At 59.5% G+C, this 26,640-nt stretch carries 17 protein-coding genes, 1 tRNA gene and 1 pseudogene; 12 read left to right on the top strand and 7 right to left on the bottom strand.

Going from position 1 to position 26,640, the window contains the following annotated elements:
- Positions 1-23 precede the first annotated feature (23 nt).
- The 9 genes from ACZ48V_RS14850 to ACZ48V_RS14810 all read left to right on the top strand — a co-directional run bounded on the left by ACZ48V_RS14850 (position 24) and on the right by ACZ48V_RS14810 (position 14,167).
- A complete protein-coding gene (locus ACZ48V_RS14850) occupies positions 24-1,769 on the top strand; it encodes an NADH-quinone oxidoreductase subunit G (RefSeq protein WP_464540413.1) in 1,746 nt (581 codons plus the stop codon).
- A gap of 527 nt (positions 1,770-2,296) precedes the next feature.
- Positions 2,297-5,605 carry a CheR family methyltransferase gene (locus ACZ48V_RS14845; protein ID WP_464540411.1) on the top strand — a complete coding sequence of 1,103 codons (3,309 nt, stop codon included), beginning with the start codon at positions 2,297-2,299 and terminating at the stop codon, positions 5,603-5,605.
- A gap of 166 nt (positions 5,606-5,771) precedes the next feature.
- Entirely contained in the window at positions 5,772-5,981 is a 210-nt protein-coding gene (locus ACZ48V_RS14840) for a DUF4177 domain-containing protein (RefSeq protein ID WP_464540409.1), read from the top strand.
- Between the two features lie 84 nt (positions 5,982-6,065).
- Positions 6,066-7,031, top strand: a complete 966-nt coding sequence (locus ACZ48V_RS14835) for a sulfotransferase (RefSeq protein WP_464540407.1) — start codon at positions 6,066-6,068, stop codon at positions 7,029-7,031.
- Positions 7,032-7,429: 398 nt separating this feature from the next.
- Positions 7,430-10,150, top strand: coding sequence for a phosphoenolpyruvate carboxylase (locus tag ACZ48V_RS14830; RefSeq protein ID WP_464540406.1), 2,721 nt, complete (start codon positions 7,430-7,432; stop codon positions 10,148-10,150).
- A 134-nt stretch (positions 10,151-10,284) separates the two neighbouring features.
- Complete coding sequence (locus ACZ48V_RS14825; RefSeq protein WP_464540404.1) at positions 10,285-11,247, top strand: calcium/sodium antiporter; 963 nt, start codon at positions 10,285-10,287, stop codon at positions 11,245-11,247.
- A 163-nt stretch (positions 11,248-11,410) separates the two neighbouring features.
- Entirely contained in the window at positions 11,411-12,163 is a 753-nt protein-coding gene (locus ACZ48V_RS14820; protein ID WP_464540402.1) for a YebC/PmpR family DNA-binding transcriptional regulator, read from the top strand.
- Positions 12,164-12,224: 61 nt separating this feature from the next.
- Positions 12,225-12,767, top strand: coding sequence for a crossover junction endodeoxyribonuclease RuvC (ruvC, locus tag ACZ48V_RS14815; RefSeq protein WP_464540401.1), 543 nt, complete (start codon positions 12,225-12,227; stop codon positions 12,765-12,767).
- Between the two features lie 452 nt (positions 12,768-13,219).
- Positions 13,220-14,167, top strand: coding sequence for an NmrA family NAD(P)-binding protein (locus tag ACZ48V_RS14810; RefSeq protein WP_464540399.1), 948 nt, complete (start codon positions 13,220-13,222; stop codon positions 14,165-14,167).
- Positions 14,168-14,385: 218 nt separating this feature from the next.
- Here ACZ48V_RS14810 and ACZ48V_RS14805 read toward each other — a convergent pair.
- The 4 genes and pseudogenes from ACZ48V_RS14805 to ACZ48V_RS14790 form a co-directional block, all read right to left on the bottom strand.
- A pseudogene (locus ACZ48V_RS14805) lies at positions 14,386-14,619 on the bottom strand (amino acid permease); the annotation flags it as partial.
- Positions 14,620-14,827: 208 nt separating this feature from the next.
- Positions 14,828-15,364 carry a DinB family protein gene (locus tag ACZ48V_RS14800; protein ID WP_464540397.1) on the bottom strand — a complete coding sequence of 179 codons (537 nt, stop codon included), beginning with the start codon at positions 15,362-15,364 and terminating at the stop codon, positions 14,828-14,830.
- Between the two features lie 146 nt (positions 15,365-15,510).
- Entirely contained in the window at positions 15,511-15,759 is a 249-nt protein-coding gene (locus tag ACZ48V_RS14795) for a hypothetical protein (protein ID WP_464540395.1), read from the bottom strand.
- A 68-nt stretch (positions 15,760-15,827) separates the two neighbouring features.
- A complete protein-coding gene (locus tag ACZ48V_RS14790; protein WP_464540393.1) occupies positions 15,828-17,183 on the bottom strand; it encodes a M24 family metallopeptidase in 1,356 nt (451 codons plus the stop codon).
- Between the two features lie 296 nt (positions 17,184-17,479).
- Here ACZ48V_RS14790 and ACZ48V_RS14785 point away from each other — a divergent pair, with 296 nt between their 5' ends.
- The 3 genes from ACZ48V_RS14785 to ACZ48V_RS14775 all read left to right on the top strand — a co-directional run bounded on the left by ACZ48V_RS14785 (position 17,480) and on the right by ACZ48V_RS14775 (position 19,340).
- Positions 17,480-18,133, top strand: a complete 654-nt coding sequence (locus ACZ48V_RS14785) for a YceI family protein (RefSeq protein ID WP_464540392.1) — start codon at positions 17,480-17,482, stop codon at positions 18,131-18,133.
- A gap of 226 nt (positions 18,134-18,359) precedes the next feature.
- The gene (locus tag ACZ48V_RS14780) at positions 18,360-19,028 is read left to right on the top strand and encodes a YceI family protein (RefSeq protein WP_464540390.1); all 669 of its coding nucleotides are present in this window, start codon (positions 18,360-18,362) and stop codon (positions 19,026-19,028) included.
- Positions 19,029-19,266: 238 nt separating this feature from the next.
- Positions 19,267-19,340 (top strand) — tRNA-Ile (locus tag ACZ48V_RS14775).
- An 802-nt stretch (positions 19,341-20,142) separates the two neighbouring features.
- On the opposite strand, the gene pgm is transcribed toward ACZ48V_RS14775, so the two are convergent.
- The 3 genes from pgm to ACZ48V_RS14760 form a co-directional block, all read right to left on the bottom strand.
- Positions 20,143-21,801: a phosphoglucomutase (alpha-D-glucose-1,6-bisphosphate-dependent) gene (gene pgm, locus ACZ48V_RS14770; RefSeq protein WP_464540389.1), complete on the bottom strand. Its 1,659-nt coding sequence runs from the start codon at positions 21,799-21,801 to the stop codon at positions 20,143-20,145.
- A 479-nt stretch (positions 21,802-22,280) separates the two neighbouring features.
- Positions 22,281-23,576 (bottom strand): sulfurtransferase, encoded by a 1,296-nt coding sequence (locus tag ACZ48V_RS14765; protein ID WP_464540387.1) that lies wholly within the window; start codon positions 23,574-23,576, stop codon positions 22,281-22,283.
- 260 nt (positions 23,577-23,836) lie between these two features.
- On the bottom strand, positions 23,837-26,272 hold the full coding sequence (locus ACZ48V_RS14760) for a pyridoxal phosphate-dependent decarboxylase family protein (RefSeq protein ID WP_464540386.1): 2,436 nt from the start codon (positions 26,270-26,272) through the stop codon (positions 23,837-23,839).
- Between the last annotated feature and the right edge of the window lie 368 nt (positions 26,273-26,640).

The following is a 26,640-nucleotide window of genomic DNA, read 5'->3' as shown; positions in this document are numbered from 1 at the left end:
GACCCAGCTTCCCGTCACCGGCTATGCCTACTGTTGAAATTGATGGCCACGTCTACGAGTACGACGAAAACCATCACGACAAGCTGCTTCAGTTCTGCCTCGATAAGGGCGTAGAGCTGCCGCACTTCTGTTATCACCCTGCTATGTCGATTCCGGCCAACTGCCGGCAGTGCCTGGTCAAAGTGGGTACGCCCGAACGCGACCGGGGCACTGGCGAGTTGGTCACCGATGAAGAGGGAAACCCGAACATCCAGTTCATGCCCGGGATGCAGACCAGCTGCACCATTGGCCTGCAAGATGGGATGGTCGTAAAGACGCACCGCACGTCGGATGCCGTGCGCGAGGCGCAGAAAGACACACTGGAGTTCTTGCTCATCAATCACCCACTTGACTGCCCCATCTGCGACCAGGCCGGGCACTGCCCGCTGCAGATTCAGGCGTACAAGTACGGTCCTGAAGGGTCGCGCTTCGAGTTTCGTAAGGTGCATAAACCCAAACGTGTCAAACTGGGCCCCCGTGTCACGTTGGACGCGGAGCGCTGCATCAACTGCACGCGCTGCACGCGCTTCACGGACGAAATCTCCGAAAGCGGGCAGCTTACGATCAACAACCGGGGGGTACAGAACTACCCCATTACGGCGCCGGGCAAGGACTTCGACGACGCCTACTCGATGAACACCATTGACCTATGCCCGGTAGGTGCGCTCACCGCGACCGACTTCCGCTTCAAGGCGCGCATCTGGGAGATGAGTTCGTCGCCTTCGATCGTAACGACCAACGCCACCGGCGCAAACTGCGAATACTGGGTGCGCGACAACAAGGTGCTTCGCATCACGCCGCGCCAGAACATGGAGGTGAACGAGTACTGGCTGCCCGACGAAGATCGCATCGTCTACGACCGCTTCAACGACGACCGCCCCGAAGGCCCACAGGTGCGCCGCAACGGCGAACGTGTCAACGCCAGCTGGACGCAAGCCTATGCGAAGGCTGCTGCGCTGCTGGGTTCTGCAGACGGCGACCGCATCCAGTTCCTTGGGTCGGCTTACGCCACTGTCGAAGATAACTACCTGCTCACGCAGCTGGCTGAGCACCTTGGGGCAGAGGCGCCAGTCTACCTGCCACATATCGAACCGGGGGCAGGCGACGACTGGCTCATCACCGACGACAAGACGCCCAATGCGCAAGGCTGTGAACGCCTCGGCATCCAACCTGCCGATGCAGAGCTGCTGCGCACACGCATCCAGAATGGCGACGTCGATGTGCTATACGTGCTTGAAGACGATCCAGTGGCGTCGGAGCTGTGCGAGCTTGGCGACCTGGAAGGGGTGAACGTAATCTTGCACCACTACAACACAACGAACGAGACGCTGCCTGCTGCCAATGTGGCGCTGCCCGCGGCTATGGTTGTGGAAACGGTGGGGACTTACGTAAACCAGGACGGGCGTGCCCAGCGTGTGCGTCCGGCGAAGGCCATTCAGGGCGTGAATCGCACGCTCATGATGGAGATGGGCAAGAGCCGCGAAGACGAACACGGCACTCCGTTCGACCGCTGGCACAACGAGTCGCATCGCATTAACTGCAAGCCCAGCTGGGAGATCTTGCCGCACATTGCTGGTCATGTGAGCCTTGACCTTGACTATGTGAAGGGCCCACAGGCGATCATGGATGAGGTACAGGCGACTGTTGATGCGTTTGACGGTGCCACCTACGAAGCGATGGGGCTCAAGGGCGTGGCACTCGAAGAAGCGTCTGCGGGCGAGCCGGCGTAAGCTCCCCTACATGTAACGAAAATACACATAACCAAAAAGCATACAGTAAAGCGCCCTGTTCGGAGATGGACAGGGCGCTTTCTCGTTTGTACGATGAAGCCATACCCCTAGCAGCATCTGATTCCAAAGAGCACTTCCTGGTAGTAGCCTGCCAGAGATGATTGCTCGGGTACAGAATCTCTCCTGCTTATCCAAGATGGAGATGTCGATAGGATCACGCCCCATTAGTCTTGTCAGAATCAGTCTTGCCAGAGATGTACACTCCGAGAGGTACTGTGTACCCCGGTCGCCGTCATATCTTCCTGCCACTCAGGATGGACCCGGCGAATAATCCTTGTCATGTTATTTCATATATTCGAACATTAACATTAAAAAAGACTTCAATATCATGTATTATCCATTTCTAATCCGCTTTATGTTTGGCGGTGCACGCTCCCTACGTGCTTCTCAATAATTGCGAATGGGTACTCCCCTCATGAACATGAGTACATTTACACGAGACTCATTCTATACGCATAGCGAATATTATGACTACAACTCAGTCCTCTAAAGCTCGGCCTTCCAAAGAAGATGCTACGCCACACCTTCGCGTGGTAGGGATCGGTGCCTCGGCTGGTGGAATTGAGGCTCTGAAGCAGTTCTTTTCAGGACTCTCGGAGGCCCCAGACATGGCCTTTGTCGTCGTTATGCATCTGTCCCCCGATCAGTCAAGCGAGCTGGCGGAGGTGCTACAGCACTGCACGTCGATGCCTGTTCGACAGGTAACGGAGCCTACCGAGATAGAAGCGGGGCACGTCTACGTAGTGGCGCCGGGCCATGCGCTCGATGTGGATGGCACCACGTTGGTCTCGACCGCTTTCGAGAACCCGGCGGGGCGCGTAGCGCCCATTGACCATTTCTTTCGCTCGTTGGCGAAGTCTCCCCTGGAGACGATAGGCGTTATTCTGTCTGGGGCAGGCAGCGACGGAGCAGTAGGCATGCGCGCCATTGCGGCGCAGTGTGGCCTTACAGGAGTGCAGGCGCCTGACGAAGCGGGATACGATAGCATGCCCCGCGCTGCCATTGAGCTCCTCCAGGGGGCCGACTTTGTGCTTCCAGCGGCCCAACTGGCCGAGCGCATTGAGATGGGGAGCAAGACCGTGCATTCGCTTCAGACGGTAGATGCCCCCGATGATCTGGAAACCGACATGCAAGAGACCCTGCGTTCTATTTTTGCTCAGGTGCGTATGCACACGGGGCAGGACTTCAACCGGTACAAACGGCCCACGATGTTGCGGCGCATCCAGCGTCGTATGCAGGTACGGCAGGTGCCCTCATTATCCGCCTATCTCGACCTTATTGAAGAAGAACCCGCCGAAGCACGGCGCCTGCGAAAAGAGTTTTTGATTAGCGTCAGCAGTTTCTTTCGGAATCCAGAGGCGTTTAGTGCCCTCCGCGATCAGGTCCTTCCCGCCATATACGCCAACAAAAATAAGGAAACCCCCATTCGCGTATGGGTGCCGGGCTGTGCGACCGGCGAGGAGGCTTATTCGCTGGCCATTTTGTTGTTGGAAGAGGCCGCCACACACGACATCAATCCCGAACAGATTCAGATCTTTGCGTCGGATCTCGACAAAGAAGCGCTGACCAAGGCTCGTGCCGGACGCTACCCCGCGTCGATTGCGGCCGATGTACCCACGCGCTACCTGAATACCTACTTTTACGATGAAGACGCCTGGTACATCGTCAAAGACATCCTAAGCGAGTGCGTCATCTTTACGCCGCACGACCTGCTGCGGGACCCGCCCTTTTCGAAGCTGGATCTGATCTCGTGCCGCAATCTCCTGATCTACCTGCGGCGCGACCTGCAGACGTCCGTCTTCAAGCTGTTTAACTATGCGCTTAACGACGGCGGCTATCTCTTTCTGGGAAGCTCTGAATCGACCGGTAGTGTAGACGACCTCTTTCGGGTGGTAGACAAGACGCACTGCTTATACCAAAGCACGCGGAATAAAAATAACACTGTTCCCGAACTGCCCACCACATCGTTAGCGCTCACCGAACCGCGTTGGCGAGAGACGCAGCAGACTAATCCGTCTCCGAACAGTTCAACGGCTGCTCAGATTCATCAGCGGATGCTGGCAACCTGCGCCCCGCCCAGTGCAGTGGTCGATAAAAACTACACGATTGTGCATCTCTCGAGGGGCGCGGGGCGCTACCTGGAGCATCCCGCCGGTACCCCCAGCGCCAATATCGTGGAAGTGGTGCGCCCCGAACTGCAGATCAAGCTGCAAACATCGCTGCGCAATGCATTTGCCGACCAAGAAGAGGTCAATACAGCACCGGTTCGGGTCCAACTAAATGGCAGCGTCGAGTGGATACGCCTTTTCGTAGCGCCCTCAAAAGGCACCACGTCTGCGAATGGGACGGCTCTGGTCATGTTTATCAAAGACCCGGTAGCGTCCGACCGTCTCGCTGGAGACACAGAAGCTGAGGTGAGCAGGGACTCTGGAAGCGACGACCTGCGGGAGGAGCTGGCCTGGACGAAGAAGCAGTTGCGTACGACCATTGAGGAGCATGAAACCTCAAAGCAAGAAATGCGAGCGGCAAACGAGGAGCTCCGGTCGATGAATGAAGAGTACAAGTCGATGACCGAAGAGCTGGAAACCAGCAAAGAAGAACTCCAGTCGGTCAACGAAGAGCTCAAAACAGTGAACGCAGAACTCGAAGCCAAGGTCGACGAACTGCATCAAGCCAACAACGACTTAAAGAACCTGATTGTGGCCACCGATATCGGGACGTTGTTTCTGGATACAGCGCTTCGTATCCAACGGTTTACCCCGCCCGTAGAAGACCTGTTCAACATTCAGGGAGAAGATGCGGGCCGCTCTATTGGTGCATTTACACACCGGCTGGAGTACACAGAGTTGGAGGCGGATGCGCGCACCGTCCTCGCGGAACAGACGACCCTTGAGCGTGAGGTGAAAAGCGAAGCCGACCGCTGGTTTCTGATTCGGATTCGTCCCTATCGTACCATCGACGATGCGGTAGAGGGCGTGGTCTTTACATTTATCGACATCACGCATCGAAAAAAATCGGAGCTGAAGCTGAAAGCCGCTACCGACCGCCTGCGCCGGCGAACCGAGCAGGTGCATGCGCTGAACTCGGCCCTCACGGTGGCCGAAGAGCGCGAACGGCAACGGCTGAGCCAGGTGCTGCACGATGACCTGCAGCAGTTGCTGGTGGCAGCGCAGATACGCGTGAATCAACTCCAGGCTGCGAACGAGAACGTCTCGAGCGAAGACGCCAGTGAGATCCTACAGAAAGTGGCCGATGAACTTCAGTCGGCCATCCAAACCACACGGCACCTGTCGTCGGAGTTGATGCCACCCATCGGGGACGAATCGCTCTGCGATGCCCTGCAATGGCTGGCTCTGCACATGAAGAACTCGTACGACCTTGTGGTGGAGCTGGAAGCAGGAACGTCGTGCCCTTCCCTGGAGTCGAGCGTGCACACCCTGCTGTTTCGAACCACACGCGAACTGCTGTTCAACGTGGTCAAGCACGCCGACGTCGACAAAGCCCGTGTCACTGTGACGGTAGATGAGGATGATTCGGTGTTCATTACCGTGAGCGATGAGGGCGCTGGGTTTGATCCGTCTGAGCTTACTGAGGAAACGGAGGGGGGCCAAGGGCTCTTTAGCATCCGTGAGCGACTGGAGATGATAGGCGGTTGGTACGACGTGGAGGCCGAGCCCGGCGCAGGCACGCGCACCACAATCGGCGTGCCCAGCGATGCGGGCACAACACCCTCAGAGGAGGTAACAGAGAACGGAGGGTCTGAAAGTGCAGAATGAGCGTTCGTGTAATGCTACATCCACCTGCATTTTGATGATCACGCTAAGAGCCTGTTTGGGTTTTGGTTTGAAGGCAAGAGGAACCGACGCTGCGCAACGGTTGTGTCTGGGGGAGTCCGCTTCGGGCGGGCCGCACTCTCTCTACTTTTTGGCCTCCGACTTCGCCATGACCGAATACAAGATCGAAGCACGCACGTACTACTCAAAGGTCACCACGAACAAAGACCACATCGTCGAGACCTCGTCTGAGGAAATCCAGGAGCTGCTCGATCGGTACACCGCTGAAGGCTGGCGCCTTGCTTCTACCGACGCCACTTCGTACGGATTTGCTGTCTATGTTTATCTCTACTTCGAGCGTGACACGGCCTCCGACTGACGGAAGCATGTCTGGCAGGAGGTGCCCGCAGATGCTGGATCTGGTCGTGTGCCACGCGCATCCTCATTCTTCTGCCCGCCGCCTATGATGTCCTCACTATCTCCTCTGCGCCGCCGGATCGAACGCCTGACACACCGCGTATCGCCGGTCTGGTGGGCGAACCTGGGGAGGTTTAGTGATCTGCTGGCCCACCGCCTCCCCATGCAATCCCCGCCCATAGTGCTCGTGGCATTTCCGCGGAGCGGATCGAGTTGGCTGGGGCGCCTGCTGGCGTATGCCAAAAACGCCTGCTACCTGCGCGAGCCCATCACGCAAGCGCGCCGCCGCTGGCACCCCGAGGCATTGCACGCCGTCAGCGATGCCGGAGTCCAACAGGCGCCGCGCTACTACCGCCAGTATGCCGACCGCGCCTTTGCTGGATGCCCCTCGTTTTCGTATGCCACCGTACGCGACCCGGGCGACTGGGCGTTGCGTCATCGCCACGAGCGCCGCGTGCTCATCAAAGAAGTCAATCCGTTTGCGGTCGGGTGGATGCGCACGCGCTACGCCCCCACCGTCATTCACCTCGTGCGCCACCCGGTGGCAGTGGCCTTGAGCATGCACCGGCGCGGGTGGACGAGCCAGACGCTGCGCGAATACGTGCACCCCAGTCGCCTTGCGGATAGTCCGCTGAACGCCCGCGCTGTGCCCAACTCGTTCTGGGGACAGATCGGTGCTGTTCAGGGGCTTGCGCACCGTGCTGTGAAGCAGGTCTGCCCAGATGATGCTTATACTACGGTGCAGTACGAAACGCTCTGCACCGATCCCGTAGCTACGGTGCGTGGTCTCTGCGAGCGGGTGGGGCTGTTGTGGGACGATTCGATGACGGCTCTCATCCAGTCGCACAGCGCTGATTCGGGCAGGAACGCACCGGATCCTTACAGCACCACGCGCCAGAGCGCAGCACGGGCATCAGCGTGGAAGAAGGCACCAGCCAAACACATCCACGCCGTGCGAACAGGGTATATGCCGGCGGAGCCAACGGTGTACACAGACTGCTGGGACGAGTAGGCGAATCTCATGGGGTTCTGTTTGAGACAGAGCGCTTTTGTGGGGGCTGCAGATCACCCCGTCCGTTGCTGTGCTCCCCCCTCGTGGTGACAAAAACCGACGTGTGCTTGGGTTGGCTCATATAGTGAATGAAAGCACGGACGTTCTGCTCGCTACCTACTGTGCCTGCATACGCCAGCGGAGCATGTGAAGGTAGTTCATTGCACCGTCTTGACAGCGCGCGCTGCTCGTGCTACCTTCGTGCAATGAAGAACGGTCACAAAAAACCGCCACAGCGGCTCCGTACCCTTTAGCGTCTACTCCTGCAACCCGTCATGTACTTTAGCACGACAGACGACAGCATCCAGCTCCCTAAAATACGGAAGGACTTTGCGTATCTCCAGGACTGTTTTTTGCAGATGCTTCGGGCATCGGGGGAAGACGAAATTGCCGCCCTCTTTGCCGGCGAACGGCATCCGCAATCCCTCGATAACCCGGAGAAGCTCAGCAAGGCCTTTACGCTGAGCTTCCAGCTCATGACGATTGTGGAAGAGAACGCTGCTGTGCAGCTCCGCCGCAAGCTGGAGGACGAGCACGGGCTACCCCGTATCTCAGGCCTCTGGGGACGCACGCTCGACGACTTGCAGTCCAGTGGATTTACGGGCGAAGAGATTGCCGAGCAGCTCCCCAAAATGCGCATCGAGCCCGTATTCACCGCGCACCCGACTGAATCAAAGCGCTCGACTGTGATTGACCAGCTGCGGGAGATCTACCTGCTGATGGTCAAGCGAGAGAATCAGATGTGGTCAGCAAAAGAAGCCGAGCAGATTCGCGAAGACATCCTGGCGGCCATGCAGCGCCTCTGGCTCACCGGACAGGTGTTCCTGGAGAAGCCGTCTATCGGAGATGAGCTTCGCAACGTGCTCCACTACCTGGTCAACGTGTTCCCCCAGGTGCTGCCGATGCTTGACCAGCGCCTCCGCACCGCCTGGAAAGAGACGGGCTTCGACCCGGGGCTAATCGACAGCCGAGAGCAGCTCCCGCAGGTCCAGTTTGGCAACTGGGTGGGCGGCGACCGCGATGGCCATCCCTTCGTGACAGACGAAGTCACCGAGGCGACCCTTTTTGAGCTCCGGAAACATGCGCTTCAACAGCTCAAATCTGAACTGAACGATCTGGCGCAGAAAGTGAGCGTGTCGGCCTTTGAGGTCAACGTTCCTGAATATCTACGTGCGCGTATCGACCAGCTTGCCGAACGCACAGCCGATTCGGCATCGGCCCTCAACAGAAATCCAAGTGAGCCCTGGCGGCAGTATCTCAACCTGATGCAGCAGCGGCTGCCCCTGAAGGACAACGGCGAGCCGATTCGCGAGCCCAGCCCTACGCACCACTACCAATCGGCCGAGGCCGTTCTTGACGACCTCGACCTGTTCACGCAGTCGCTCGATGAAATCGACGCCGCGCTCATCAGCGAGCGTGATGTCGAGCCCGTAGCGCGCAACGTAGAAGCATTCGGGTTTCACCTGGCCGCGCTCGACATCCGGCAGAACAGCAGCTTTCATGATGCGGCGGTGTCGCAACTGCTCGTCGAGGCGGGAATCGAAGACGGAGACCACTTCGCAGACTGGACGGAAGAGCGGCGGCTCCGTTTCCTCAACGAGGAGCTGAAAACGACGCGCCCGTTTGTGCGCCCCACGCAGGACGTCGGCGAAGAGGCCGATGCGGTGCTGTCCTGCTACCGGGTGCTCTACCAGCACATCGAGCGATATGGGAGCGCAGGCCTCGGCTCACTGATTGTAAGCATGACCCGAAGCCTCTCCGATCTGCTCGTCGTCTATCTGCTCTGCCGCGAAGCCGGACTGCTCAAGAAGCACGATGACGAGATGGTTTGCGTGCTTCCGGTGGTGCCTCTGCTGGAGACGATCGACGACCTGGAACGAGGGCCAGAGATTCTGGATGCGTTTCTGAGCCATCCCATCACGAAGCGAAGCCTCAAATACCAGAAGGAGGAGCACGGGCGGCGCCGGTCGCAACAGATTATGGTGGGATACAGCGACAGCAACAAAGACGGGGGCATCCTTGCCAGCCTGTGGAGCCTGAACAAGGCCCAGCGTACATTAAACGATGTCGCGGAAAAACACGACATCCCCCTGCAATTCTTTCACGGGCGCGGCGGCACCATCAGCCGGGGCGCCGGGCCTACCCATCGGTTTATTGCTGGACTGCCGCCCGAGAGCATGCATGGCACCATGCGGCTGACCGAGCAGGGCGAGGTGATTGCCAATAAGTACGCCAACCCCGTTACAGCGCTCTACAATCTGGAGCTCCTGCAGGCCGGCACCACCGGACTCACCCTCGGTGTGTTCGATAAAACCAATGTCGTAGCCGAGTCTTCGCACAACACGCTCGCACCAAACTTGACAACCAGCCGGGACGACCTCGCACAGATTGTCGATCGGTTGTACGCGTACAGCCTGGAAAGCTACCAAGACCTCGTAAAGTCGGATGACTTTGTGCGCTTCTTTGCACAGGCTACGCCCATAGACATCATTGAGAAGAGCCGCATCGGGTCGCGTCCGGCACGGCGTACCGGCCAGCGCACCTTCGACGATCTTCGAGCCATCCCCTGGGTGTTTAGCTGGAGCCAGAGCCGCTACCTTTTGACCGGCTGGTACGGCGTAGGCAGCGCGCTCAAGACGCTGCAGAACGAACACCCGGCGGACTTCAACACGCTCAGCGAGAATGCGATCAACTACATGCCGTTTCGCTACGTGATCACCAACGCGTCGTCGGCCATCGCCCTTGTCGACACAGATATCATGGAGCAGTGGGCCAATTTGGTTGACGATCAGGAGATCGCGGACTACTACCTGAGCGAGATTGTGGATGAGTACCACACCACTCGGAAGATGCTGGAGGCGCTGTATGGCCACGACCTCAGAGAGCGCCGGCCTCGCGTGTACGAGATGATAGATATGCGATCCAAACGCCTGGCCCCCCTGCATCAGCTACAGATCGACCAGGTCAAAACCTGGCGGGCGTTGAATGCACAGGGGAACGAAGAACAAGCCGAATCAATGCTGCCGAATATGCTACTCGTTCTGAACGCTATAAGCAGCGGACTCGGAAGCACGGGATGATCAGTGTGCCGTAAGGCACTGTTTGTCCCAAAGGGAGCAGCCGGAGACCGCTCCTCAATCGCTTGGAGGGTATTGCGGCCTCCAGTCACTAAGCTTGATGTTGCTTTTTTCCACTTGCTTGCCGGAGGTCACCCATGACAGACGTGTTGCTGCTGCTTTTGGGCGTCACCCTGCTCACGGCTGGGGGCGAAGCCCTGATTCGGGGCTCCTTAGCGGCAGCTCAACGCCTGGGCGTATCGCCCCTGCTTAGCGGGCTGATTATCGTAGGATTCGGTACATCAGCGCCAGAACTGGTTGTTTCTGTTGATGCAGCCGTAAACGGACGGCCCGACATTGCAATCGGCAACGTGGTGGGCAGCAACATTGGCAACGTACTCCTAATTTTAGGAATCTGTGCATCGATCACACCGCTCGTGGTGCGACCGCTGGCGCTTCGAAGGGATGCGCTTACGGTCGTGGCCGCAAGCATACTGTTTCTGGTTCTGGTTGGTGGGCATGCGCTTGGGCAGACCGATGCGTTTGTTTTACTATTTGCTCTGTTTGGTTATCTGCTCTGGGCCTACTACACAGAGCGCTCCAGTTCGGCCCTCTCGGGCGAGCTTCACAAGGCCGAGGCCGAAGAACTTTCCGTCGTACCGAAGACGGCAGTCGGAATTGGAGCCGCAGTCCTTTTCGGGTTGCTGCTGCTAATCGGCGGGTCCCAGGCGCTGCTGGCGGGAGCTACAGGAATTGCAAACGCTCTCGGAGTCTCCGAAGCGGTAGTTGGGCTGATTCTCGTAGCGGTTGGCACGTCACTCCCCGAACTTTCGATATCAGTCATTGCTGCAATCCGGCAACACGCCGATGTCGCGGTCGGAAATATACTGGGAAGCAACATATTCAATTTGTTGGGGGTTCTTGGCGTCTCCGCGCTTCTTCAGCCTCTTCCGGTCCATGAACGAATTCTACAGTTTGACCAGTGGGTTATGCTTGGCACAGCACTGCTTCTGGTCGTGTTTCTCTACACAGGCCGCCGCCTAAGCCGGTTGGAAGGCGGGGTGCTGTTAATTGCTTACGGGGTATATGTCGCGCTGAGCTTTACCGGATTTAGTGGCTGATAGTGCGGCGCGTCCTAAGGTCTCCGATTGCGTATTTTGAACAAGACGTGCTTGAAGCCGAAGAGGTCAGCGGTAAGCAGCAGGACCAACGAATCCCCTCCGCATCCTTTTCGTACCCTTTTTATTGCACACCAGCACTCTGTGAACAAACCCGGGCGATGCCATGGCTGGACACAATAAATGGTCGAAGATTAAGCGACAGAAAGCCAAAGAAGACAAAAAGAAGTCGAAGATCTGGGCGCGGCTCTCGCGCGAGATTTCGGTGGCGGCCCGCGAGGGCGGGGGCGACCCCGAGATGAACGCTACGCTCGCCAATGCCATTGAGCGTGCCGAGGCTGAAAACATGGCCAAAGACACCATTGAGCGTGCCATCAAGAGAGGCACAGGCGAGCTTGAAGGACAAGACTACGAGCCGGCCAGCTATGAGGGCTACGCCCCCCACGGTGTGGCGGTCTTCATTGAGGCGATGACCGATAACACGAACCGCACGGTAGCCGACCTACGGCATCTCTTTAGTACCCACAACGGAAACCTGGGCAAAGAGGGATCCGTGGGCTATCTCTTCGAGCAGAAAGGAGAGATCTACGTTCCGGTCGATGCTGCTGACGAGATGCAACTCTTTGAGGTTGTAGTGGAGGCCGGGGCCGAAGATCTGCGTACCGAAGACGATATGTACGTGGTAACGACTCCAGTCGAAACGTTCACCAATGTCGAAGACGCTCTCGAATCGGTCGACATTCCTGTCGACGACGCCGACCTGGTGCGCATTCCCGCGACCACCGTTTCGCTCGATGCCTCCGAGGCCGAGCAAGTGCGCACGCTGGTTGAAAAAGTCGAAGATCACGACGACGTAGATGCGGTGTACACCACGCTCGCCGACGACGGCGAAGCGCTCTCGCTCCACTCCGATGATTAACACTTGCTCGTAGTCCGTCACAGCATCACACGTTGCTCTCCCATCCAGCATATACACCCGCATGATCATCCTTGGCATCGATCCCGGATCCAACTGTACCGGCTATGGCATTATTGAAGTAGACGGGTCTGCCGAGCGTGCACGGGCGCAGGGCGTCATTCGGCTAAACAGTGACACAGCTCACCTCGACCGGCTCAAGCAGATCTACGACGAGGTGGCGGCGCTCATTGATGCGCATACGCCCGAGGTGCTTGCTATTGAGATGCCCGTGTACGGAAAGAACCCGCAGTCGATGCTCAAACTGGGCCGTGCGCAAGCTGCCGCCATGATGGCTGGGCTGAACCACGATCTGGATGTGGTGCAATATACGCCTAAAGAGATCAAGAAGTCGGTGACGGGCAACGGCAACGCCTCGAAACAGCAGGTACGCTACATGATCCATGCGATTCTGGAGATGAACGCCGCCGCCGCCGACATCGCACTCGACGCCTCCGACGCGCTTGCTATTGCACTCTGCCATACGAACCGCCGCTCGCACGGGGCCACCGAACAGTACAGCGGCTGGAACAGCTTTGTAGAGGCCAACCCCGATCGCGTGCAGTAGCAGCATTCGTATAATGGAGTAGGCAGCGTCTGAAAACGCCCCGCAGGCTGCACACGGTCGGAGAAGCACGCCCCTGCAGACAAGATCCAGGGGTAGTGGATAGACGCTAAATGATAAAGCGATTGAATGCAGCAGCTCTTTCTTCTTCGAACCCCCTCTCCCTACGGGTTTCTCCCCCTTGGCCAAGGGGGAGATGTCGGCAGACAGAGGGGGTTTGAGCAGATTGCGATGATGTAAACCACAGGCAATCATTTAACATTGAACCGCTACCGATCCAGGATCCGCATCTCCTCTGGGGTACTCTGGTAAAAGAGCCTATCATCACCCGCACAGATCTATCGCATAGCGCCACTGGCGCATATACATCGCAGTCCGGGGGCGCATGACAGGACGCAAAAACGTCGATATATAAAAACGATGTTTAGCTTTTCGTCTATCCGCTCCGAATCCCTATGGCTAACGTGCAGTCTCCCATCCTCGTGACCACGCCGACGGGCAACATCGGGCGGCGTGTTACCCAGCAGCTGCTCGATGCCGGAGAGCCCACACGGCTCTTCGTGCGCGACCGTAACCGGCTCTCCATCATTGCAGCCACGCAGGCCGAGGTTGTGGAAGGCGACTTGCAGCGTACGAGCGATCTGCGTACGGCGCTCGATGGCGTGCGCGCCGTCTTCTTTCTGGCGCCGCCCAACCTGTCCGCTGAAAGCTTCGGGGCGTGGTACACGCAGCTTGGCAATGCATTTGTCGATGCGCTGCCTGCCGGCGAAGTGCCCCGCATTGTCTTCCTATCGAGCGCGGGCGCCCATCACGAGAATCTGGGACCGATCTCTGCGCTGGGCGCTGTCGAGAACATGCTGTACGAAAAGGCCAAGCATGTCGTAGCGCTACGTCCTGGCTACTTCATGGAAAACTTTCTGGTCAACCTGGCGACGATCGCATCCGAGCGTACAATGTACAACGCGCTTCCCCCTGACCTACCCAACCCGATGGTGGCCACCCGCGACATCGCCGACGTGGCAGTGCGGTGGCTGCGTTCAGGCGACTGGGCCGGGCACGACTGTGTGGGGGTGCATGGGCCGGCCGATTGCACCATGCGCGAAGCCGCCGCCGTGTTCAGCGACGCCCTGGAGTGCCCGGTGCACTACCAGCAGGTATCGCCCGAAGCCGTCGCCGAAACCCTCGTATTTATGGGGGCGAGTCCGGGCACAGCAGCCGACTACGCAAGCATGACGGGCGGACTGGCGCACTACGGAACGGCGTACAAGGCCGAACCCCGTACCAAATCAACCACCACGCCCACCACGCTCAAAACGTTCGCACGCGAAGTGCTGCGTCCCACCTTTCAAGCGCAGGGGCTACGCGCACAGCCAAAGAGTAATGTAGGCCGCCATGTTGGGTAACGCTGCTGGTTCGGCGCACAGGTACAGGGGGATGCGGACGCCATGCATCCCCTTAGAGCCTGTTTTGATTTCTTAATTTGGGCTCCGAGCGGCGGCGCTGGACTGGGGCCGAAGGGCATGCCCCTGGTGCAAATTGCCCCCGATGGCGGCCCGTAGCCCCGGCTACGAACCGCCATCGGGGTCCAATTTTCGCCTCAGCGGCGCTCGCTCTCGCCTGCAAACCAAAACCCAAACAGGCTCCCAGGCATCGCCGTAGCGAGCTCAGAGGTCGGCAGCGCCACGAGCAGCGCGATGCCTGCGCCAATGGCAAACGACAGCGCAGCCGCCGGACCTGCCTGTCCGGCAGCGAGCCCAGGAAAGACAAAGATGCCTGCACCCACCATCGTACCAATGCCGATGGCAAGCGCTTGCGGCAAACCCAGCGTCCGTTCCAGTTCGCCTTGCTGTGACATGGGGAATGGAGGCTACGCGAAGACAACGCGAAGGAGAGCATACGTCCAACGAGTTATGCAGGTAAGAAACATAGCTCCTGCTCCGCTAACGCGTTCCGCAATAAGGCTCTTGCCTACATGTTGTAGATATTGGCAGACAATAGTTGCATGTCCTGTACTTCGGCTTGTGTCGGCATCTCATCGATCTCCAAACAGCTTTTGGAAGGGCTCATTCTGGCGCAGACCAGTCCGCTTCTTTAAGGTTGGAAGGGGGCCAGATGCCAAGTAGACGGCGCACCGTAACGACCTGTCCGAGGTGGTAGGCGTTATGGTCTGCAATGCTCCCGATCTCCTCGGCGTACGTAGTGCCGTGGTAGCCGACCCCGCTGGCGTGGGGAATTGCGCCTGCAATGTCGATAGACGGGTCGTTCACAAGCGCCTTTGCGTCCTGCAGGTCTGCTTGAAACCGATTGAGGCTCCGGGTCCAGGCCGCGTCACTGGGCGGTCCGAGCGTGCCGGGCCAGTAGTCGTCTGGCCACGTAGAGAAGGTATAGTCGGGATCCGTGCAGTACTGTAGGTAGTCGGCCTGTGAACGTCGCATGTGCTCCAGGATCTGCCAGAGCGAATATGCCTCAGGCAGCCCATCAGGCAACACGCCTCGGGCGGAGGCGGGAATATCCCGGAGGATCTCCGTGTGCGACCGGCGAGCCACGGTGGCGTCGAGTTGTGTGGTGAGGAGGGAGCGGAGGGCGTCGGATCCAGCCATAGAAGTTGGTGCGACGAGGATGAGATAGCGTGAGGTAGGATACCCGGTCGAATCCCAATGAAGGTCGATAGAATCCAACCGCAGTTCCAGGGCCGTCGATGCCTGGCACTTCCTGAGAACGGTATCACATTGAAAACAGGCTGCTACTACGCAGCGTCGTCTATATCTTCCACCTGCACAATGTGATCCAGGCGCACTACATCACCGGTGTCGAGACGGATGTACTCGGCGCTGTCGTCGCTGTAGATATCCTCGATGCGCCCGGTGATCGTACGGGTTGTGTTGGGGGGCTCGATGGTGAATTGCGTTTGGGTACCGCGCATCATGCGCAGTCCCAACTCGTCGTACGTAGCACACGCAATGGGCTCGTAGCCGCTTGACCTGCTGTTTGACATAGTGTTTGTGCGTTGGTTGGAAGAGCAGAAGCCCCCGACCTGGTGGCTACGGATTGTTGGCCTAAGGGCTATGGCTGACGTGGAATAAGATACAGTTCCGTCTGGCGCCCGTCGTGGTAGGTGACGCGATCGCCGTCGAAGAATGCATTTTCCTCTACCCGCATCAGGATCTCCTGGTCATCCCACTCTGGGATCGTCACAGCAGCGTTGAGCTCAATAGAGTGTGAGGTGTTTGGGTAGAGCGGGTAGTCGCCCCATCCTGGAACGCCTTCCTGCTGATCCCACAGCCCAATCGTGGGACCGGCACCGTGCCCGTGGTAGCCCAGCGGATGCGTGTAGATCGTGGCATCGATACCTTCATCATCAGCTGCCTGCAGCGCGGCAGCCAGAATCTCATTGCCTGTACGTCCGGGCTCGAACGCATCGGTAAGCAGATCTTGAACGCGGTTGGCTACGTGCAATCCGTCGCGGAAGCCCTCGGGCGCTTCGGTTTCGCCGGGGCGTAGCACGTAGGCGTTGCGCTGCGTATCCGTGTTGAGGCGCAGGTAGGTGATGCCAAGGTCCATGTGGATGAGATCGCCGGGCTGAATCACCGTGTCGCTCGCTGGCCCCGAAAAGTCGCCGTCGTCGCTGTGGGCGGCAGCACGCTGCACCGACACACTCGGATGAAACCAGGCGGTCAGGTTCAGGTCGCGGATGCGCTCGCGGTACCACCACTGCACGTCAGCTGTCGTCGTGATGCCCGGCTGGATCACCGCCTCTGAGAGTCCCTCCTCGATAATCGTATGGGCAAGGCGGTTGATCTGCCGGTAGACCGTCATCTCGTTGGCGGTGCGTGTTTCGAGCCAGCCAATGGAGAGCGCCTCACCCGATACGATCCGCTCGCGATAGGTATCGGAGAGCGCCCGCTCAAATTGGTTCATCTCGCTCGCGGTCATGCCGTCGGCGAGGGCAAACGTCTCGGAGGTGTTCACCGCGATCGTAGCCGGATCGCGTTCGGCAATGACATCAGCAAGACGCGCCCACTGGTTGGGCTGCGCCTCCGGGTCCCACGCGGCCGGAAACAGGTCGCCCACTGCGTAGCGGCTAATGGCGAGCCGTTCGATCCCTTCGCCGGGCCCCTGGTCATGAAAGAGCAACACAGTGCGGCGGCGGGCTGACTGCCAGGTGCCGGGGAGCATCGTGCGAAGCACTGGATCCTCGTTGTACTCCCGCCCGATGACCACCCAGAGCTCCACGTTTTCACGGCGCATCAGAGCAGGAAGCATCGTCTCGAAACGCTCCTCAAGCCAGCGGTCGATCACCTCGGCGCGCTCGCGCATGGGTATGATGGTCGGCGTGGCCCGTTCCTGAGCAGATGCAGGTAAGAGTGAGGAACCGGCGACGAGTAGGACAAAGAAGAACGAGACAGACCGAACGGGCATAGCAGCATCAGGGTGAGGCAAGAACGGGGCGGAAGGCAGGCGTTTACGACTATCAATAACTATCCAACCTGCATGATACAGGATGCGAGGCATTTCTGCCAGTCCGAAGAATCCATGCAGCCGAGGAGGCGCATGATTCCACAGAAGAAAAAGAGATAGCCCGACCCGAGATAATACGCCACCACATGATATAATCTCGCAAAACAATGTTGCAACACTTAAAATGAGGGCACCCTTTGAGCATTGAGTGGTTGTGAGATGCAGACCGTTATTCTGTTGATCAACCTGTTATATCCATGAACAAAAAGCACGCTTTCCCCGCACTTCTTCTCGTTGCCGCGCTCGTATGGGCTGGATTTTCGTGGGCGCCCGCCGACGATCCTGAGCCGGAGCCCGCGGTTACGGAGGCCACAACTGAAGCCGTAACATGGAATCTTGACCCTTTCCATTCTGAAGCCACGTTCTTTGTCCGCTATCTTGGGCTGAGCCGCGTGACGGGCGTCTTCCATGACTTCGACGTTGAACTGACGGCCGATCCCGACGACCTGAGCTCGCTCGAAACCACGGCTACCGTGCAGGTTGGCAGCATCGATACCCGGGTGGAAGACCGCGACGACCACCTGCGCTCCCCCGACTTCTTCGATGCGGAGAGCTTCCCGGAAATGACGTTTGTAAGCAGCGAGGTACTTGACATTGACGGGTCTTCGTTCACGCTCGTGGGTGACCTGACGATCAAAGACGTAACGCGTGAAGTTGAGTTCGATGCCGAACTGCTTGGCACTGCGGTAGGAATGCAGGGCAACGAGCGGGCGGCCTTCACTGCTACGACAGTCATTGACCGGATGGACTACGGCGTAAGCTGGAACGAGCTGACGGATGCCGGTGGCATCATTGTGGGCCACGACGTGACCATCACGCTCGATCTTCAGATGCTGAAAGCCGAAGAGTAAGCTACACCGGTGCAAGATAAAGCACTGCGTTATACGATAGAGGGTGTAACGCACGCCCCGTTCGAGCCACATACTGGCCGAGCGGGGCGTTTTTAGTGGTCTGTGTGCCAGCGTATCCGCTTCCCTGATAGGGCCGCGCGCTGTAAGACACTTTACATATGCGTGTCGCAACATGGGGGCGCTCTCGGTCTCGGATTGTTTTTCCTAACTACTCTTGTATTGCACTATGACGTTGAACCGCACTGCTTTTGCCCTTGCACTAACCGCCGCCCTCCTGATCTGGGCCGGCTTCTCGTTTGGATCGATTGCTCCTGATTCACCGGTTGACCATGGCAACGACCTGGCCCCGTCTCCATCCCTCACCGAAGTCCTGTCATGGAACGTGGACAAAGCGCACTCCGAAGTCACCTTTTCGGTACGTCATCTGGGTATCAGTCGGGTAACGGGTGCCTTCCACGACTTTGACGCGACGGTTGAGGTCGATCCGGACAACCTGCATACGCTGCAGACGGCGGCCACGGTGCAGATTGCGAGCATCGATACCCGCAATGAAGACCGCGACGACCATCTGCGGTCGGACGACTTCTTCGATGCAGTCAGCTACCCGACGATGTCATTTGAGAGCACGGGCATCTCAAACGTAGACGGCTCGACCTTCACGCTTGAAGGCGACCTGACGATTAAAGATGTGACGAAGTCTGTAGCGTTCGATGCAGCGTTTGTCGGCGCAGCGCAGGGTCCGATGGGCAACGAGCGGGCGGCGTTCACTGCAACGACGATCATCGACCGTACTGAGTACGGACTCATGTGGAATCGTCTCACCGAGGCCGGGGGCGTGGTTGTCGGGCACGACGTAACGATCAATCTCGATATCCAGACGGTGAAGAGCGAGTAGCCGTCTCGGATGCGTCGTACACGGCATTGTGTGCTGCGCAACAGGGTGATCTCAGGGTCAGGTGCCGTCTTCTCTTCGGGGGAGGCGGCATCTGATATGTAGAAAGCAAGTCTGACGCAGGAGCCCCTGCCTGACGCAACGGGCCCTCCACAAATGTTCAAAGCGACTCCCGGAACCCAACTCGCCCGAAACCGGTGGCTATAGATAACTATTCTCAAATCAAGTACACAAACGCAACGGGCCCGTAGCTCAGGTGGTTAGAGCAGTCGACTCATAATCGATCGGTCGCAGGTTCAAGTCCTGCCGGGCCCACTATAGTTTCGTCTAAGACCCTGCTTTGTATGGGTTTGCCATTTCAATGGTACAACGTAGGTACAACAAAGTACTCGCGTAAGGCCGCATTTCAGTGACTGGTCTTCCACTAGATGAACTCATCCTCCCTACTGTGGTGGATGCCTTAACTTCTTCACACGCTGCCTGGAGTGCTTGTCCGTCCCCGAACTTTCCGGGGCGGAAGACCCTCACGAAAATAAGCGAGAAGCTATCATAGAAGCAGGCTTATCCGGGCTGCTCTCTGATTCTTGCGCTGTGTGAGAAGCGCTACCTGCGATCGACCCGTTGGCTGCGCATCTTGGACGCTAAAAATCAACGCTGTGGGGCAGCTCCCTGAATCCAGGAAATCCAGGAGTTGGGATGCCTACTTAGAACCTGTTTTGATTTCTTAATTTGGGCTCCGAGCGGCGGCGCTGGACTGGGGCCGAAGGTCATGCCCCTGGTGCAAATTGCCCCCGATGTCGGCCCGTAGCCCCGGCTACGAACCTCCATCGTGATCCAATTTTCGCTTCAGCGGCGCTCGCTCTCGCCTACAAACCAAAACCCAAACAGGCTCTTAGGGTTTGTCTACTCTCTACTCTCGCATGTCTCAGGGGAGGCGCAGAGAGCTCCAGAATGGGCTGTACGCACCGGTACGCCCTATACACGAAAAGGCCCCCTGTATGGAGACCTTCTCGCGTAGGACGATGGCCTGTCCTGTACGGCAGAGGTTGGGAGGGGGCACGGCCGTTCGCATCCCCCTGTACCTGCCCGGGTGGTTGCGATGAGTTGTGTGTAGCGCTTATGCAGTAGCGTCGGCGCTGTCGAAGGCGCGGTTGACAAGCGCCTGGGCGTCGGCGTGGATCTGGTCGAGGTGGGCGCGGCCGTTGAAGCTTTCGCCGTAGATCTTGTAGATGGCTTCGGTACCCGACGGACGCGCTACAAACCATCCGTTCTCGGTTTCGACTTTGAGTCCGCCAATGGCGGCGTCGTTGCCGGGGGCCTGGGTGCGGATGGCCTGGATGGGCTCGCCGGCAAGCTCGTCTTGCTTGACGAGGGCGGGCGTCAGGTTTTTGAGTACGGCCTTCTGCTCGGGGGTGGCGGGCGCATCGATCCGTTCGTAGACCGGGTCGCCAAACTGCTCGGTGAGTTTCTCGTAGCGCTGGCTCGGGTCTTCGCCCGTGCGTGCCATAATCTCGGCGGCCATGAGGCTGGCAATAATGCCGTCTTTGTCGGTGCTCCACACGGTGCCGTCTTTGCGGAGGAAAGAGGCGCCGGCGCTCTCCTCGCCCACAAATCCACAGGTACCGTCGTAGAGCACGTCCACGAACCACTTAAACCCGACCGGCACCTCCGTAATCGGGCGGTCGTAGTGGGCGGCAATGCGGTCGAGCAGGCGGGTGGTTACGACGGTTTTGCCAATGCCCACGTCGCTGGCCCACTGATCGCGGCTGTTGAGCAGCGCATCGGCCATAACACTGAGGTACGCATTCGGTGGCATGAGTCCGCCGCTACCGGTCACAATGCCATGGCGGTCGTGGTCGGTGTCGCACGCAAAGGCGACGTCGTACTGGTCTTTGAGATTGATGAGCGACTGCATGGCGTGTGGTGAGGACGGATCCATGCGTATCTTGCCGTCCCAGTCGAGCGTCATGAACGAAAAGGTGGGGTCGATGTCGGTACGCAGCACCTCCAGCGGCAGGTCGTAGGTGTCGGCGATAGCCTGCCAGTAGTGCACTCCGGCTCCACCCAGCGGGTCAACGGCGAGCGAGAGGCCCGACTCGCGGATGAGCTCCATGTCGAGCACCGCGTCGAGGTCGTCGACATAGCGGCCCATGAAGTCGTACGTGTAGGTGGTGTCGGCACGCAGGGCCTGTTCGTAGCCAATGCGCTGCACGCCGGCAAGCTCGGCATCGAGAAGGTTGTTCGCCCGCGTCTCGATCCAGCTGGTGGCGTTAGGTGTAGCGGGGCCGCCGGTCGGACCGTTGTACTTGATGCCGCCGTCGACGGGCGGGTTGTGCGAGGGGGTAATGATCACGCCATCGGCGAGCCCCTCGGTACGTCCGTCGTTGTAGGTGAGGATGGCGTGCGACACAGCGGGGGTGGGCGTTACGCCATCGTCGGCGGCCATGCGCACGGCCACGTTGTTACCGGCGAACACCTCCAGGCAGGTCGCCTGGGCGGGCGCCGAGAGCGCGTGGGTATCCATGCCCAGAAAGAGGGGGCCGTCGATGCCCGCTTGATTGCGGTAGTCGCATACGGCCTGGGCAATCGCCAGAATGTGATTCTCGTTGAAGGTGTGGTTCAGCGCGGTGCCCCGGTGCCCCGACGTACCAAACGACACGCGCTGTGCGGGCACCGACGGGTCGGGCTCGTTGGCCTGGTAGGCCTGTAGCAGGGCGGGAATATCGGTTAAGACGGATTCGGGAGCGGGCTCTCCGGCAAGCTCATGCGTGCTCATAGGGCGTAGGTCAGATCGGTGAACAAGGGTTCGATAGGATACGCAGCGGCAGCGCAACACTGCACCGGTGCGCGTACAGTAAAACAAGTACAGCGCACACATGCCACTCTACGATGCTACTTTGATACGGGATGCAGCTTCATCATGAGGAGCGCCGCCCGGCGCGGAGGTCTCCAGTGTAGGCGAACGGAGAAGCATTTGCCCCCGGGAAAGGTTTAAGAGCCTGTTTTGATTTCTTAATTTGGGCTCCGAGCGGCGGCGCTGGACTGGGGCCGAAGGTCATGCCCCTGGTGCAAATTGCCCCCGATGTGGGCCCGTAGCCCCGGCTACGAACCGCCATCGGGGTCCAATTTTCGCCGCAGCGGCGCTCGCTCTCGCCTACAAACCAAAACCCAAACAGGCTCTAAAACAGAGGGCTATCGAGTAGTCAAACAGGTACTACTGATCAGGTATTGCTGATCAGGTATTGCTTACGCGGATCAGGCGACTGATGCGGGAATGCCTGTTTCTGAGGGCAGGTTGGCGTTGCTCCACCCGTACCAACCGCCGTCGAAGACGGAGATGCGGGGCCAGCCCATGAGGTAGGCGTTCATAAACGCCTCGCTTCCGCGCCAGCCGGTACCACAGTAGAAGGCGACATGCTTCTCGGGTACGACTCCGGCCTCGGCCCACTTCTGCTCAATCTCCTGAAACTCGCGGGTGGTGTAGTCGAAGTTGCGGTAGTTCTCCATGTGGTAGGCGTCGCTCCCACAGTTGCCGAACACCGCGCCCGGGATGCGTCCTTTTGCTTCGATGTAGTGGTAGCCGCTGCGTTCTCCAATGAACTCCTCCCAGCTCCGCACGCTCACCAGCTCGCCATCGTCGGCGTCGATAAGGGCCTGAGCTTCCGGAATGTCGATCATATACTCGGGACAGAGCGGCACCTCGGCGCCAAAGTCATCGACCGGCGTAGGCTCCACGTCTTCGGTTGAAAGCGGAAGCCCCTCATCCTCCCAGCGGTTGAGTCCGCCGTTCAGCACTTTGACGTCGCCGACGCCTGCATAGAGCATCAGCGCCGCACACCGCATTGCGCCCAGGTGCCCCGCGCTTTGCGCTGGAAAGTCGTGCTCGTATGTCGGAAACGAGAAGCGTCCGTAGCATACCACGGTGGTGTTCTGGTGGATTCCGAGGTCGGCAAGCACCTGCTTGAGTTCCTCGGGCGGACGCCGGTCCCACGTTTCGGGGTCTTCGAGCCAGTTGGTGTTGAGGGGAATCGCGCCGGGGATGTGCCCCTGCTCGTAGTCGGCGCGGTAGTTGTAGTGGGCATGGCACACAACCACATCGTCGCCCCGTACCGCTTCGGGCGTGCCCCCGTTAAGCAGCGTATTGAGCCATTCCGGGTACACCAGCTGCTCATACCGGGCCATGGCGCGCAGCGGGCGCTCCGGATTCGCGGCCCAGTCGTCGTTGAAGTGGTGGTAGGTGTAGAGCTGTTCGAATCCGAGTCGCTCAAACTTGGCGGCGATGGCGTCGACATCGTCGGCGTCGTGGCCATAAATCGTGAGCGGAGCCTTCGGGTCCATCCCTTTGTCTTCGGGGACCTCCACCCAGTCCATGTATTTAGTCCACCGCATGGGCAGGCTCTTGGCGCCGGGCACGTGGCCCCCGCGGGCGGCTCCGTGGCGGGGCCATCCGTTGTACGCGGCCACCGATCGGATGTCGAGCAGGGTATGGGCGGGGGACTGCGCATGATCGGCGAAGGTGTCGGTCGAGATGGTCGAGATGGTCTGGCTCATGCAGCTGCGTGGAAAGCGAAACGAAGAACGAAGAAGAAAAGGGCGGGATGGAGTCTCCGCGAGGCCGGTAAAACGCCTATAAAACAGAGACGACCGTAAAACAGCGTGACGCGCCCATCCTGTGCACCTGTCGTCACAACCCGGTGGGTGCTCTATTGTTTACGATACCTCCATCTCTTTTGCGGACTCGTTGCGTGCGTGGCACAGGCAGGGCGTTACGGGCAGGGCGTCAAGCGAGCAAGGGTCGGGGCATTTACCATTTACAGCGTTGGCACCTCTTCGCCGCGCGCATACAGCCGGGCTAACAGATGCTGAAGCCGTCGCTCGGGCGATTCATGAACGATCCACTGGGGCGAGGCCCCGTCGACCCGGGCAAACAGGTCGCGATGGTCGGTGGCGCTTGCATCCCCCATAACAAATACCGGCACGTGGGCCAGTCCAAGGGTGCGTACGGTGCGTTGCATGACGGGCATGTCGAGATCGTCGGCGGCAAGGAGCACGGCGTCGTAGCCGTTCCAGACGTCGGCCGGGCGGCTGTCGTTGGGCAGGCGCGCGGTGATGTCGAGGCGAGCGGCGGTGGACTCGTGCATCCGCAGCTGCTCGGTGAGCGAGTCGGGGGCGTCGGGGACCGTTTCGATGACGGCGACCGACCGGCGCTCGTCGTCGGATACGGGGCGGGCGGGCAAGACATCGCTCAGGTGTTCGTCGAGAGCCATTTCGTGGAGGAAGGCGGATAGTTGATCAGCAAACGGCGGGTCATGCTGCGACCAGTCGGTGAGAAACGGGTTCATGATGCAGGTGCGCAGCAGCGTGAGCGAGGCGTTGTGCGTGAGCGCATCGTCGAGAAGCGCTGCTGGAAGTACGTCGCGTAAGACGTGCTCATAGGCCTGGGCTTCCACCTCGGTCTTCGACACCAGGAAGTCGTACTGGTTGATGTCGTCGCGCCCATCTACGGTCATGCGGCGCCAGATGCGCTCGGTGTAGGTGTTGAGTGCAGCGATGGAGTTGAAGCCCGAGCGGGGCATCAGCACAAAGCAGTAGCCGACCGTGTCGGGCGTAGCCAGCGGACGCAGCTCAATCCAGCTCTCGTCGGGGAAGTGGCGGTGCATGGCATCGACCAGCGCCTGGTTGACGGCGATGCAGTTCTTCATGAGCTGGCCGTGGCCCTCGGGCGTGAGCGGTACCATGGCCTGCGACAGGTAGCAGCTCACCGCCGCTGCACCGGGGCGCGAGCCTTCGAGCGTCCACTGCCCCAGGAAGCCCCCAAAGCCGGAGCGGTCGTCGTCGGCGAGGTAGGGGGCGGCATACGAGATGGCGTCGCGCACGTGGTAGTCGCGAAAGAGCACAGCACCGGCCGGATACGGAATGTATCCGAACTTGTGCGGGTCGATGGTGATGGAGTCGGCCTCGGCCATGGCGGCAATGCCGTTGTAGACATCTGCATCGACGAGCGCCTTGTCGCCTGTAAGTGCGGCGTCGTCGACCTCGTCGTAGGGCACCACGTCGCCCGCGTCGTCTTTGGGAAGCATCGACGCGAAGTAGCCCCCGAAGGCGGCGTCGCAGTGATGCCAGAACGTGAGGCCGTGGGCGGCAGCCTCTTCGCGGAACGCCTCGATTTTGTGCAGCGGGTCGACGGCGCCCTCCTCAGTGGTGCCGCAGATGCTGACCACGCCCAGCACGGGCTGCCGGTTTTCGGCATGGGTGCGCACCCGTTCTGTGAGGGCATCCATATCGAGGCGGATGCGGTCGTCGGTAGGTATCGTTTCAAGCGCATCCGCACCCAGCCCGACCACGTCGAGGTTCTTCTTCCAGCAGTAGTGCGCGGCCTGCGAGATGAGCACCTTGGGCAGCCGCGCCGGGTCGTCGGGGAAGGTCTGGTTGTAGGAGAGCAGAAACGAGGCGAGTCCGGCCGTACGCACGCTCGGGATGGCCTCCTGAAACGCCTGCGCGGTTGCCCGGTCGGCCTCGGCCAGCTGGGCTTTGATGCGCAGATGCAGGTCGGTGATCTCTCCAATGGGCAGGTTCGAGAGCGCAAACGTCGACAGGTCCTCAAGCGTAGCTGTATCGCCCTGGGCCGTCTTGACCTCCATGCGCGCCATGTGGGCAAAGTCGGTGTGCGTTTCGCCCACGAGCCGCACCGAGAGCGGATAGAGCCGCACGTTGCGGGCCATCCAGAGCGCTTCGAGGTTTGCCACGGTGCCCCCGCTGCACAGGTGCCCCCAGCTAAAGGGCCGGCGGCGCGCGCGAGCATTAGGCGGCAGCTTCTCAGGCAGAAACTCAGGATAGCCGACCATCTCAGCGAGTGCGGTAAAGTACGCCCGCTCCTCGCGCACCGTCTCGGGCGAGACCTCCTCAACCACATTGTTCTGGTTGTAGAGGAGTCCGGCAAAGTAGCCGACGAGCGCGGGTAGCGTGGGGTCGCTCACAATGTGCGCCACCTGGCGCGGCGAGTAGAGCGGGGCCGCACGCTTCAGCTCCGACAGAATCTTAAACAGCTCATCGCGCATCTGCGCTGTCATCGCCGTAAACGCCTCCGAGCGCTTATCATGCTCGGCGATGAGGCGCGGATCGCTCGGATGAAAATTGCGGCGCCAGAACACATGGTCGCGCAGCACTTCAAGCAGAAGCTGTTCCAGCTCGTCCAGGTTCTCGCCTTTGGGTCCAAGAAATGCGGCCTTGTGCAACTGCTCGCTCATAACGCCGGATCGATCTGATTAGAGGCTCAGGGGGATGCGAAAAAGGGGTACCACCATGTACGCTCTATCGCGGATTGGTGTTTGCGTGCTCCGTGCAAGCAAGGCCTTGCAGGCGTTCCGTGCGTGCCAGGGTCTGCAGTTTCGTCGCGTAACGGGGACATCGGCCTTCCACCTGGACCGTGCGCTATGTGGCGTTTCGCGCTTGAATGGTCGGGTTAAGTGCGCTTCCTCTCTATCTTACCCACGCTTCGCAGGGAGGAGGAAGCCGCAGGCCGCGTTCGTTGCATACCGGCCTGAGCGTCTTCAGGCACGGTTGCACCCTATCTTTGCTCTTCCTATTCTGTCGTAGCTATATGCAGCCCCCGTTT

It is taken from the genome of Longimonas haloalkaliphila (assembly GCF_055379825.1).
Note: the sequence above shows the minus strand (reverse complement) of the source record. Positions and strands in the feature narration are given on the sequence as shown.